Source organism: Mycobacterium sp. SMC-19 (genome assembly GCF_045310815.1).
Classification (GTDB): domain Bacteria; phylum Actinomycetota; class Actinomycetes; order Mycobacteriales; family Mycobacteriaceae; genus Mycobacterium.
Genome location: NZ_JBJIAM010000008.1, coordinates 154284 through 167176, shown reverse-complemented (window position 1 = coordinate 167176; position 12893 = coordinate 154284). Strand labels below are relative to the sequence as shown.

The window sequence follows — 12893 nt, the reverse complement described above, 5'->3', positions numbered from 1 at the left end:
ACGCCATCGGCCGCACCGATAGCATCTGTCCGTGACCGATACGCGCGCCGACTTCCGGATCGCTCGGGCCGTCGCCGTCGTCGCCGGCGTGCTGGGCACCCTACTGGCGATCCTCACCCCGTTATTACCGGTCAAACAGACCACTGCCGAACTCAACTGGCCGCAGAACGGTGTCCTGGCCAGTGTGCAGGCACCACTGATCGGCTACGTCGCCACCGACCTGGACATCAGCGTGCCGTGCCAGGCCGCGGCGGGCCTCACCCCCGCCAAGTCGGTGCTGCTGTCCACGGTGCCCAAACAGGCCCCCAAGGCCGTCGACCGCGGACTGCTCATCGAACTCGTCAACGACGACCTGGTTCTGGTGGTGCGCAACGTGCCGGTGGTGGTGGCGCCGCTGTCCCAGGTACTCGGCCCGGACTGCCAGAAGCTGACCTTCACCGCGCACGCCGACCGGGTGACCGCCGAGTTCGTCGGCCTCAAGTACGGACCGCACGCCGAAAAGCCCGGCTCCCCGCTGACCGGGACCCGCAGCGGCTACGACTTCCGCCCGCAGATCGTCGGCGTCTACACCGACCTGGCCGGCCCGGCGCCGGCCGGCCTGGACTTCACCGCCACCGTCGACACCCGGTTCTCCAGCGCACCCACCCCGCTCAAGCTGGCCGCGATGATCCTCGGGGTGACGCTGACCATCGTCGCGCTGATCGCCCTGCACATCCTCGACACCGCCGACGGCACCCGGCACCGGCGCTTCCTGCCGGCCCGCTGGTGGTCGGCCTCACCGCTGGACGCGTTGGTCACGCTGGTCCTGGTCTGGTGGCACTTCGTCGGCGCCAACACCAGCGACGACGGCTACATCCTGACCATGGCGCGGATCTCCGAGCACGCCGGCTACATGGCCAACTTCTACCGCTGGTTCGGTACGCCGGAGGCGCCGTTCGGCTGGTACTACGACCTGCTGGCGGTGTGGTCGCAGGTGTCCACCACCAGCATCTGGATGCGGCTGCCCACCCTGGGCATGGCGCTGGCCTGCTGGTGGCTGATCAGCCGCGAAGTGATCCCTCGCCTGGGCCACGCCGTCAAACACAGCCGGGCGGCGGCCTGGACCGCGGCCGGTATGTTCCTGGCGTTCTGGCTGCCGCTGAACAACGGCCTGCGTCCCGAGCCGATCATCGCGCTGGGCATCCTGGCGACCTGGTGCTCGGTGGAGCGGGCGGTGGCCACCAGCCGGCTGCTGCCGCTGGCGATCGCCTGCATCATCGGCGCGATGACGCTGTTCTCCGGCCCGACCGGGATCGCGTCGATCGGCGCGCTGTTGGTGGCGATCGGGCCGCTGCGCACCATCTTGCATCGGCGGTCCAAGCAGTTCGGGCTGGCGCCGTTGCTGGCCCCGATCGCCGCGGCGGTCAGCATCACCGCGATCGTCATCTTCCGCGACCAGACCCTGGCCGGCGAGATCGAAGCCAGCACGCTGAAGTCCGCGGTCGGGCCCAGCCTGGCCTGGTTCGAGGAGCACGTCCGCTACGAACGGCTGTTCCTGGCCACCCCCGACGGCTCGGTGGCGCGCCGATTCCCGGTGCTGGCACTGGGCGTCGCGCTGGCGGTCTCGGTGGCGATGGCGCTGCGCAAGGGCCGGATTCCCGGCACCGCGGCCGGACCCAGCCGGCGCATCATCGGGATCACCATCATCTCGTTCATCGCGATGATGTTCACGCCCACCAAGTGGACGCATCACTTCGGTGTGTTCGCCGGCCTGGCCGGGTCGGTGGGGGCGCTGGCCGCCGTCGCAGTGGGGGCCGCGGCCATGCACTCCCGGCGCAACCGGACGCTGTTCACCGCAGTGGTGCTGTTCATCACCGCGCTGTCGTTCGCCAGCGTCAACGGCTGGTGGTACGTCTCCAACTTCGGGGTGCCGTGGTCGAACGCCTTCCCCAAGTGGCATCTGGCGTTCGCGACCATGGGTGTGGCGCTGACGGTATTGGCGGCGCTGGTGGCGGCCTGGTTCCACTTCGTCAACGGCGCCGAGCGGCCGCCGCGCTGGACGGCGCTGTCCGGCTATCCCCTGGCCATCGCCTCCTGGGTGCTGATCGTGTTCGAGGTGGTGTCGCTGACCGCCTCGATGCTCGGCCAATACCCGGCCTGGACGGTGGGCCGCTCCAACCTGGCCGCAATTCCGGTGCTGGGTTCCGGGCGGACCTGCGGACTGGCCGACGACGTGCTGGTGGAGCAGGACCCCACCGCCGGGATCCTCACCCCGATCGATGCTCCGGTCGCCGACGCGCTCGGCGCCACGTTCTCGGTCGGGTTCACCCCCAACGGGATTCCCGCCGACGTCTCGGCCGACCAGGTGATCGGCCCGCCCGGGTTGGGCCGGCTGGCCGACGACGACGCACAGACCGCCGGCGGCGAGGCCGGTACCGAAGGTGGCACCACCGCCGCCGAGGGCGTGAACGGCTCACGAGCCCGGCTGCCCTACAAGCTGGACCCGGCCCGGGTGCCGGTGCTGGGCAGCTGGCGCCCCGGCATTCAGGTCCCCGCGCTGCTGCGTTCGGCCTGGTACCGGCTGCCCGCCGACCGGGCCGACGCCGGGCCGCTGCTGGTGGTGACGGCCGCCGGCCGCTTCGACCGCGGCGAGGTCACCGCGCAGTGGGCCACCGAGTCCGGCGCCGCGAACGACAAGCCCGGCGGGACGGTCGAGTTCGGTGACATCGGCGCGGTCCCGGCGTGGCGCAACCTGCGCGCACCGATGTCGGCGATCCCGCCCGAGGCCACCCGCATCCGGTTGGTGGTCCGCGACGACGACCTGGCCCCACAGCACTGGATCGCGGTGACGCCGCCGCGCGTGCCGCAGCTGCGCACCCTGCAGGAAGCGGTCGGCTCCTCGGATCCGGTACTGCTGGACTGGCTGGTAGGCCTGGCGTTCCCCTGCCAGCGGCCGTTCGGTCACCGCAACGGGGTGACCGAAGTGCCGAAGTGGCGGATCCTGCCGGACCGGTTCGGCGCCGAGGCGAACTCCCCGGTGATGGACAACAACGGTGGCGGTCCCTTGGGCATCACCGAGCTGCTGGTGCGCGCGACCACGGTGCCCAGTTATCTGAACCACGACTGGTTCCGCGACTGGGGCGCCCTGCAGCAGTTGACGCCGTACTACCCGGCGGCCACCCCGGCGCAGCTGGATCTGGGCACCGCCGTGCGTTCCGGGCTGTGGAGCCCGGCACCGTTGCGGCACTGATTTCTTGCCGCCGAGTGGGAATCTCACGACGCTCCGTCGGCGTGTCACGTCGTGAGATTCCCACTCGCGGGGGCTGGAGCGCCCCCGAACGCATTCGACGCCGGGCGGGACGGGTTCCCCGCGCGGCCGGCCGGGTCGCCTAACATCAGGGCTCGTGTCCTCCACCTACGACCAGCCCAAGCAGCGCTATCGGATCGCCCGGCTGATCGCGGTGGTGGCCGGCGTCACCGGCGTGCTGCTGTGCGGCATCACCCCGCTGCTCCCGGTCAAACAGACCACCGCCACCATCGCCTGGCCGCAGGGGCTCAACGCCGACGGCCACGTCAGCGACGTCACCGCTCCCCTGGTGTCCGGTGCGCCGCGCAGCCTGGACATCACCATTCCCTGCTCGGCGATAGCCACCCTGGGCGAAAAGGGCGGCCTGGTGTTGTCGACCGTGCCGGCCGGCGGCGTCGACGCCACCGCGCACGGCCTGTTCGTGCGGGCCAACAAGACGGCAGTGTTCGCCGCCTACCGCGACCACGTGGCCGCGGCCGCCCCCCGCGCCAAGATCGCCGACTGCAGCCAACTGCACCTGTGGGCCAACGCCGGCGAGGTCGGCGCAGATTTCGTCGGGATCCCCGGCGCGGCAGGCACCCTGCCCCCCGAGAACAAACCGCAGGTCGGCGGCGTCTTCACCGAGCTGGAGATCGGCCCGCAGCCCGGCCTGAGCGCCCGCATCGACGTCGACACCCGGTTCATCACCGCACCCACTGCCCTCAAGACCGCGGTCATGGCGCTGGGGGTGCTGGCAGTGCTGGCTGCCATCCTGGCGCTGGCCGTCCTGGACCGCCGCCAGACCCACCGCACCCCGCGCAGCTGGCGGCACTGGCTGCGGGCCAACCCGATCACCTGGCTGGCCGACATCGGCGTACTGGCCACCCTGGCGCTGTGGCACGTCATCGGCGCCATCTCCAGCGACGACGGCTACAACCTCACGATGGCCCGCAACGTCGCGCACGCCGGCTACGTGGCCAACTACTACCGGTTCTTCGGCGCCACCGAGGCCCCGTTCGACTGGTATCCCTCACTGCTCGGCCAGCTGAGCACGATCAGCACCGCCGGGGTGTGGATGCGACTGCCCGCCACACTGGCCGGCATGGCCTGCTGGCTGATCATCAGCCGCCGCATCCTGCCCCGGCTGGGCCGGCTGTCCGGCAACCGGGTGGCGGTGTTCACCGCCGCGGCCATGTTCGCGGCGGCCTGGCTGCCGTTCAACAACGGCCTGCGCCCCGAGCCCCTGATCGCGCTGGGCACTCTGCTGGTCTGGGTGCTGGTGGAACGCACCATCGCCACCCGCCGACTGGTGCCCACCGCGCTGGCGATCGTGGTGGCGGTCTTCACCGTGACGCTGGCGCCGCACGGACTGATCGCACTGGCCCCCCTGCTGACCGGCTCCCGGGCCATCGAGGCGGTGATCCGCAAGCGCCGGGCCACCGACGGCCTGGCCGCCCCGCTGGCCGTGCTGGCCGCAGCCGGATCGGTGATCGCTGTGGTGGTCTGCCGGTCTCAGACCCTGGCCGCGGTCGCCGAAGCGGCCCGGATCAAGTACGTGGTCGGTCCGACCATCGCCTGGTACCAGGAGTTCCTGCGGTACTACTTCCTGACCGTCGAGGAGAACGTCGACGCCTCGCTGACCCGCCGGTTCGCCGTGCTGGTGCTGCTGTTCTGCATGTTCGCCATGCTGGTGGTGCTGCTGCGGCGCGGCCGGATCAACGGGGTGGCCAGCGGCCCGGCCTGGCGGCTGATCGGGTCGACCGCCGTCGGCCTGTTGCTGTTGACGTTCACCCCCACCAAGTGGGCGGTGCAGTTCGGCGGGTTCGCCGGGCTCGCCGGTGCGCTGGCGGCGCTCACCGCGTTCACCTTCGCCCGGGTCGGGCTGCACAGCCGACGCAACATGACTCTGTACGTGACCGCGCTGCTGTTCCTGGTGGCCGTGGCGACCTCCGGGGTCAACGGCTGGTTCTACGTCGGCGGCTACGGGGTGCCGTGGTTCGACATCCCACCGGTGATCGCCAGCCGCCCGGTGACGTCGATGTTCCTGGCTGCGTCCATCGCCACCGGCCTGCTGGCCGGCTGGCAGCACTTCCGGCTGGACTACACCGGGCACACCGAGGTGACGCCCAACCGGCGCAACCGGATTCTGGCCTCCACCCCGCTGCTGATCGTCGCGAGCCTGATGGTGCTGCTGATGGTCGGCTCGATGGCCAAGGCCGCCGCCGGGCGCTACCCCGCCTACACCACCGCCAAGGCCAACGCCGACGCGATCACCTCCGGCCTGGCCGGTTGCGCCATGGCCGACGACGTGTTGGCCGAACCCGACGTCAACGCGGGTCTGCTGCAGCCGGTGCCGGGCCAGAAATACACCGAGCTCGGCCCGCTCGGCGGGTCCGACCCCTACGGCTTCGACCCCAACGCCGTCGACGAGGACCTCACCTCGCTGGCCGTGATCGCCAAGCCCGGGGTGCCCAACGCGGACGCCTCCCCCAACAAGCCCAGCGCCAACCAGAGTGACGCGGCGGGCACCGCCGGCGGCAAGATCCCCGACGACGCCCCCGACGGGGTGAACGGTTCCCGGGTGGCGCTGCCGTTCGGCCTGGACCCGGCCGTCACCCCGGTGCTCGGCTCCTACAAGGAGCAGGTCGCGGCGCACGCCACCTCGGTCTGGTACCGACTGCCCGAACCCGACCGCACCGCCACCCGGGCGCCCATCGTCGTCGTCACCGCCGCCGGGGCCATCTGGTCGCACGGCGAGGACGGCAAGCTCGACTACGGCCAGCCGCTGAACCTGGAGTGGGGCACCAGCAACCCCGACGGCACGTTCAAGGCGCTCGGCCAGACCGAACCGATCGACATCGGGCCGCAGAACTCCTGGCGCAACCTGCGGTTCCCGCTCGCGTGGGCGCCGCCGGGCACCGACGTGGTGCGCATCGTCGCCAACGACCCGAACCTGTCCACCGAGCAGTGGATCGCCTTCACCCCGCCGCGGGTGCCGGTGGTCCAGACCATCACCGAGTTGATGGGCTCGCAGACCCCGGTGCTGATGGACATCGCCGTGGCGGCGAACTTCCCGTGCCAGCGGCCGTTCACCGAGCACCTGGGCATCGCCGAGCTGCCGAAGTACCGGATCATGCCGGATCACAAGCAGACCGCGGCGTCGTCCAACCTGTGGCAGTCCGCCGAGGACGGTGGGCCGTTCATGATCACCCAGGCCATGCTCTGGACGACCACCCTGCCGACCTACCTGCGCAATGACTGGTATCGCGACTGGGGTGCGGTCGAGGCCTATCACCGACTGATCCCCGCCAAGGACGCGCCCGACGCCGACATCGAGCAGGGCACCGTCACTGTTACCGGCTGGAGCCGGTCCGGACCGATTCGAGCACTGCCATGACGCCGCCTGTGACCGACCGTGACCTGAAACTGACCCGCTGGGTGGCCGTCGTCGCCGGCCTCGTGGGCTTCCTGCTGTCGGTGGCCACCCCGCTGCTGCCGGTGGTGCAGACCACCGCCACGCTGAACTGGCCGCAGCACGGCGAGCTGGGCAGCGTGACCGCCCCGCTGATCTCGCAGACCCCGATCTCGATGTCGGTGAAGGCGCCGTGCGCGCTGGTGCGCCAGTTGCCCGCCGAGGGCGGCACACTGCTGGCCACCGCACCGGCCAAGGGCAAGGACGCCGCACTCAACGGGCTGTTCATCACCGTCACCGAGAAGCGGGTGGACGTCACGGACCGCAACGTGGTGCTGGCCACCGCACCGCGGGCCAAGGTGGAAGGGCCCGGCTGCACCGACATCGAGGTCACGTCGTCGCACGCCGGAACGTTCGCCACCATCGGCGGGATCACCCAGCGCTACGGCTGGCCCGACCCGAACCTGCGCCCGCAGATCGTCGGGGTGTTCACCGACCTGGCCGGTCCCGCCCCGGCAGGTCTGGAGTTGACCGCCGACATCGACACCCGGTTCTCCACCAAGCCGACCCCCTTGAAGCGGGCCGCGATCTACGTTGCCATCCTGGCCACCGTGATCGCGGTGCTGGCGCTGTGGCGCCTGGACCGGCTCGACGGCCACCGGATGCACCGGCTGATCCCGAGCCGTTGGCGGTTCTTCTCACTGGCCGACGTGGCGGTGGTGTTCGGGTTCCTGCTCTGGTACGTGATCGGCGCGAACTCCTCCGATGACGGCTACATCCTGGGGATGGCCCGGGTGGCCGATCACGCCGGCTATATGAGCAATTACTTCCGTTGGTTCGGCAGCCCGGAGGACCCGTTCGGCTGGTACTACAACCTGCTGGCGCTGATGACGCACGTCTCCGACGCCAGCATCTGGATCCGGCTGCCGGACCTGGTCGCCGGGCTGGTGTGCTGGCTGCTGCTGAGCCGCGAGGTGCTGCCCCGGTTCGGTCCGGCGGTGGCGGCCAGCAAGCCCGCGCTGTGGGCGGCCGGCCTGGTGCTGCTGGCGGCATGGATGCCGTTCAACAACGGCCTGCGCCCCGAGGGGATCATCGCGGTCGGTGCGCTGATCACCTACGTGCTGGTGGAGCGGGCGATCATCTCCAGCCGGCTGACCCCGGCGGCGCTGGCGATCATCTGTGCGGCCTTCACCCTGGGTATTCAGCCCACCGGCCTGATCGCGGTGGCCGCGCTGCTGGCCGGTGGCCGGCCGCTGCTGCGGATCCTGGTGCGTCGCCACCGCATTCACGGCACCTGGCCGCTGGTGGCGCCGCTGCTGGCCGCCGGTGCGGTGATCCTGACCGTCGTCTTTTCCGACCAGACCATCCGCACCGTGCTGGAAGCCACCCGGGTTCGTACCGCGATCGGCCCCAGCCAGGCCTGGTACACCGAGAACCTGCGCTACTACTACCTGATCCTGCCGACCGTCGACGGCTCGCTGTCGCGGCGGTTCGGTTTCCTGATCTGCGCGCTGTGCCTGTTCACCGCGATGTTCGTCATGTTGCGGCGCAAGCGCGTTGCCGGGGTCGCCAGCGGCCCGGTGTGGCGGTTGATGGGCGTGATCCTGGCGACCATGTTCTCGCTGATGTTCGCGCCCACCAAGTGGGTGCATCACTTCGGCCTGTTCGCCGCGGTGGCCGGGGCAATGGCGGCGCTGACCACGGTGCTGGTATCTCGACAAGTGGTGCGCTGGTCGCGAAACCGGATGGCCTTCGCGGCGGCGGTGCTGTTCATTCTGGCGTTGTGTTTCGCCACCACCAACGGCTGGTGGTACGTCTCCAGCTACGGCGTGCCGTTCAACGCCGACATGCCGCGCATCGGCGGAATCACCGTCAGCACAATTCTGTTCGCCATGTTCGCCGTGGCGGCCGGTTGGGCGGCCTGGCTGCACTTCGCGCCGCGTGATCGCGGCGAGGGCCGGGTGGCCCGGGCGCTGACCGCCGCTCCTATTCCGGTGGCGGCCGGCTTCATGGTGTGCGTGTTCGTCGCCTCGATGGTGGCCGGGGTCATCCGTGAGTACCCGACCTACTCCAACGGCCTGGCCAACGTGCGGGCGTTCGTGGGCGGCTGCGGGCTGGCCGACAACGTACTCGTGGAGCCGGACCCCAATGACGGCGCGCTGACACCTTTGCCCGGTGAATACGGCGATCTCGGACCGCTGGGCGGGGTGGACCCGGTCGGTTTCACCGCCAGCGGGGTACCGGAGAAGGTGGTCGCCGAGGCGCTGCGGATGCCGATCACCCAGCCCGGCACCGACTACGACTGGGACGCCCCGAAGAAGCTGAAGACGGCTGGGATCAACGGCTCGACCGTCCCGCTGCCCTACGGTCTGGACCCGGCCCGGATTCCGTTGGCGGGCAGCTACAGCACCGACGGCCAGCAGGAGTCCAAGCTGACGTCGGCCTGGTACGCGCTACCCCCCGCTGATGACGGGCACCCGCTGGTGGCGGTGACCGCGGCAGGCACCATCGCCGGCAACAGTGTGCTGAAGGGTTACACCACCGGCCAGGACGTGCAGCTGGAGTACGGGCTGCCCGGTCCCGACGGCGCTCCGGTGGCCGCCGGCCGGCTGGTGCCCTACGACCTGTTCGGCGAGTGGCCGCGGATGTGGCGCAACCTGCGCTACCCGCGGGCCCAGATCCCCGCCCAGGCCGTCGCGGTCCGCATTGTGGCCGTGGACAAGTCGCTGAACCCGCGGGACTGGATCGCGTTCACCCCGCCGCGACTGCCCGAGGTGAAGACCATCCAGGAGTACATCGGCTCCGACAAGCCGGTGCTGCTGGACTGGGCGGTGGGCCTGGCCTTCCCGTGTCAGCACCCGATGCTGCACGCCAACGGCGTTACCGAGGTGCCTCAGTACCGGATCACCCCGGACTACAACGCCAAGAAGCAGGACACCGACACCTGGCAGGACGGAGTCAACGGCGGGCTGCTGGGCATCTCCGACATGCTGCTGCGGGCGCACGTGATGGCCACCTACCTGAACTACGACTGGGGCCGGGACTGGGGCTCGTTGCGCCAGTTCGACGTGATCACACCGGCAACGCCCGCGGAGTTGGACCTGGGCAGCGCGACGCGTTCGGGCTGGTGGTCACCGGGCCAGATCCGGATCAAGGCGTAATCGGTCTCCCGATCGGGGCCTCCCGCGAGCTGGGGGTACCTCCCGCGAGCGTGCGTGTCTGTACCCCGACACGCCGCGTCAGGCGTCATTCTGTGCACGCTCGCGGGGCCCGTCGGCTTGCCTGGCGATCACAGCCGCCAGCTCACGTTCGAGTTCACCCTGCACTCCGGGGATGCCGGTACCGCGTAGTGAACACCCAAGGGTCTCCGGAAGGAACCGCAGGGCGACCAATCCGAGCACCGCGGCGAGCACCAGATACGCCGCCGGAAAGAGCTGCCACCCGGTGTGTTCGATGACCGAGTCGGCCAACACCGGCGCGGTGCCGCCGAACACCGCGACGGCCGCGTTGTCGGCGATCGCGAATCCCGCATAGCGCACCTGGGTGGGGAACATCGCCGGAAACGTCGCCGCCACGGTTGCCAACGGCGCAGCGAACAGCACACTGAGCACCGTGAATCCCACCAGCGCGCAGGTGAAACCCTGGCCCATGAGCCAGTACATCGGCAGCGCTAACACGGCGAACCCGATCAAAGAGCCGCGCCACAGCGGTTTTCGACCGATCCGATCCGACCAGGCGCCCGCGAACGGGATGCAGGCCATCATGGCCAACTCCCCGACCAGCACCACCGCCGTCCTGCTGCGCTCGTCCAGGCCGGCCGAGGCGTGCAGGTAGGTCGGCTGGTAGGTCACCAGCGTGTAGTCGATGATGTTCAGCGCGACCAGCAGCGCGAACGTGACCAAGATCGGTCGGGTGTAGTTGGTCAGCAGGTCGACCAGCCGGTCCCAGGCCGATCCCTTGATCGCGTCGCAGGCGACGCACTCGGCGAACACCGGAGTCTCGGGCATCCGACTGCGCAGCACCAGCCCCAGCACACCCAGCGGCAGGGCGAGCAGGAACGGAATACGCCAGCCCCAGGCCGCCATCTGCTCATGGCTGAGCATCGCCTCCAGCGCCAGCACCACGGCGCTGCCGAGGACGAAGCCGCCGACGGCACCGAACTCCAGGAAGCTGCCGTACGTCCCCCGCTTGTCATCGGGTGCGCTCTCAGCCATAAACGTTGCGGCGCCGCCGTATTCGCCGCCGGTGGAGAAGCCCTGCACCACACGCAGGGCGATCAACAGGCCTGGCGCCCACCACCCCGCGCTGGCATAGGTGGGCAGCACGCCGATCAACGTCGTCGCCACCGCGATCAGCAGAATTGTCGCGACCAGGACCGACTTCCGTCCGAACCGGTCTCCGATCGGGCCCCAGATCATGCCCCCCAGCGGTCGCAGCACGAAAGAGACCGCGAAGCCGAGCATGGTTCCGAGATTGCCCAGCGTGTCCGGAAAGAAAGCCTCAGTCAGATACGTGGCGACGACCGCGTAAACGCCGTAGTCATACCATTCGGTCGCGTTGCCGATGGCCGATGCCGCAATTGCTTTGCGTAGCAGCCGCTTACGGTCATCTGGGACACTTCGCGCTTTCCGCGCGACCGGCGCCGACGGCCTCGCCGGCAGCAGTAGACTCATCGCGCCTCGCCGCTAGGGCACACGTCGTCTCCCCCGTCAGGCCTCCGACGGTTCGCACGGCGATCCGGGCAGCCGGAATCACGTTCCGGCCCCGCATGATTGGAACCTCGGCGGCTAGCCCACTATGGGATCGCCTGGGGTAAACGATAATTGGTTTGCAACAGAAGTGACTGGTGTTGCGGAAGCGTTACGCAACACTTACCCGCCCGAGACTAGGAAGCGGCGTCCCAGTAAGCGGGATCCAGGTATTGACCGACCAGCGACTCCCACATCATGTTGGTCAGGCCGTTGAGCATTTCGTCCACCGTCGGGTCGTCGCCGGCAGCGACGCCCACACCGGCCATAGCTGCGAGCAGCCCGTCCAGTGCGGGGTTGTCGAGCACGTCCACTTCCACGTATGTCTTCGGGTCGAGGAGGTCGGAAACGAAAGCGCCCCAGCCGGTCATCGTCGCTTCAACCAGCGCTGTGCCGACCTCGTTCCAGTCGAGGTTCGGCATATCCTCCGTCGCCATGTTCGGGACATCCGCCGGGCCGTCGTTCCACCCGTGATCGATGTTGCCGTAACCCAGGTTCACCAGGATGCGCATGACCGGTTCCAGCAGGTCGTAGATGGGCTTGCCGGTGATCGGGACGAACAGCAGCGGGTACAGCAGCGGAAGGTACTCGCTGGGGATCACGTAGGAGTTGATCATGCTGTCCGGGCTGGACTCCAGCAGGACGGCGTCCGCGATCTGCTCGGGGGTCAAGCCAAGGTACGCAATGTGCTGGATGGCCATGCCCATGATCGCGTTCAGGCTGGACAGCGGGTTGAGGAAGTATTTCGGGAAGTCGGCGTAGCCGTCGTACTCCAAGGTGTAGATGTCGGTGGGGTACAGATCATTCGGGGTCGGGTTGCCCAGGGTGACACCTTGTGACGCCAGGTTGTCAGCGATGCCCGGGTAGTCCGAGAACCCGACGAGCAAGCCGCCGAGGGGGTTTGCCGAATCACCGATCAGCACGAAATGCACCGCCGAACTCGGTACGCCGGCCTCGTCAAGCTGCTGCATGGCCAGTGTCGTGAGGGCGGCGCTCTGCGAGTAACCGAAGACCGTCACCGGGTGGTCCTCGTCCACCTTGCCTTCATCGAGCAGGGTCAGCACTCGGTCGGTCAGAGCCTGCGCGCCCTTGGCCATGGACTCATCCAGTAAGTAGGCCTCCTGAGGCGTGGTCAGCACCTCGAGCTGGCCGGCGAACCCGTGCGGCTGCAGGAAGAGATCATTCACGGTTTCGGCGTAATGCTCGCTCGGCGTCGGGATCATGCTGGGGCCCATGATCAGCGCGATGCCCGAGTTGGCGAGCGAGCCACCCTCGGCAGCGGACAGCAGCACTCCGGCATGGTCGGGCGGCGAGGTCAACGACGTGAGCTGGGGAGCACCGGCGATACCGGCCGCCAAGACGGCGGCGGCCAGCGCAGCTCGCAGGCCTTGCTCGCAGTGACCGGACCGTGCCGCGACTGCATCAAACATCCAGAGTTCCTCGCCAGATTCTCGAGGCCGCACATGAG

The 12893-nt window shown here is 69.2% G+C and carries 5 protein-coding genes; 3 read left to right on the top strand and 2 right to left on the bottom strand.

Going from position 1 to position 12893, the window contains the following annotated elements; genetic code table 11:
* Window positions 1-31: 31 nt before the first annotated feature.
* The 3 genes from ACJH5R_RS18145 (at window position 32) to ACJH5R_RS18135 (ending at window position 9838) form a co-directional block, all read left to right on the top strand.
* Complete coding sequence (locus ACJH5R_RS18145; RefSeq protein ID WP_406782521.1) at window positions 32-3229, top strand: arabinosyltransferase domain-containing protein; 3198 nt, start codon at window positions 32-34, stop codon at window positions 3227-3229.
* 154 nt (window positions 3230-3383) lie between these two features.
* Window positions 3384-6662, top strand: coding sequence for an arabinosyltransferase domain-containing protein (locus ACJH5R_RS18140; protein WP_406782520.1), 3279 nt, complete (start codon window positions 3384-3386; stop codon window positions 6660-6662).
* Entirely contained in the window at window positions 6659-9838 is a 3180-nt protein-coding gene (locus ACJH5R_RS18135; protein WP_406782519.1) for an arabinosyltransferase domain-containing protein, read from the top strand. The genes ACJH5R_RS18140 and ACJH5R_RS18135 overlap by 4 nt, the downstream gene beginning before the upstream one ends.
* A gap of 78 nt (window positions 9839-9916) precedes the next feature.
* Here ACJH5R_RS18135 and ACJH5R_RS18130 read toward each other — a convergent pair whose 3' ends face one another.
* Both ACJH5R_RS18130 and ACJH5R_RS18125 read right to left on the bottom strand, forming a co-directional pair.
* Window positions 9917-11350: an MFS transporter gene (locus ACJH5R_RS18130; RefSeq protein WP_406756714.1), complete on the bottom strand. Its 1434-nt coding sequence runs from the start codon at window positions 11348-11350 to the stop codon at window positions 9917-9919.
* Between the two features lie 212 nt (window positions 11351-11562).
* The gene (locus ACJH5R_RS18125) at window positions 11563-12855 is read right to left on the bottom strand and encodes a PE-PPE domain-containing protein (protein ID WP_406782518.1); all 1293 of its coding nucleotides are present in this window, start codon (window positions 12853-12855) and stop codon (window positions 11563-11565) included.
* Window positions 12856-12893 lie beyond the last annotated feature (38 nt).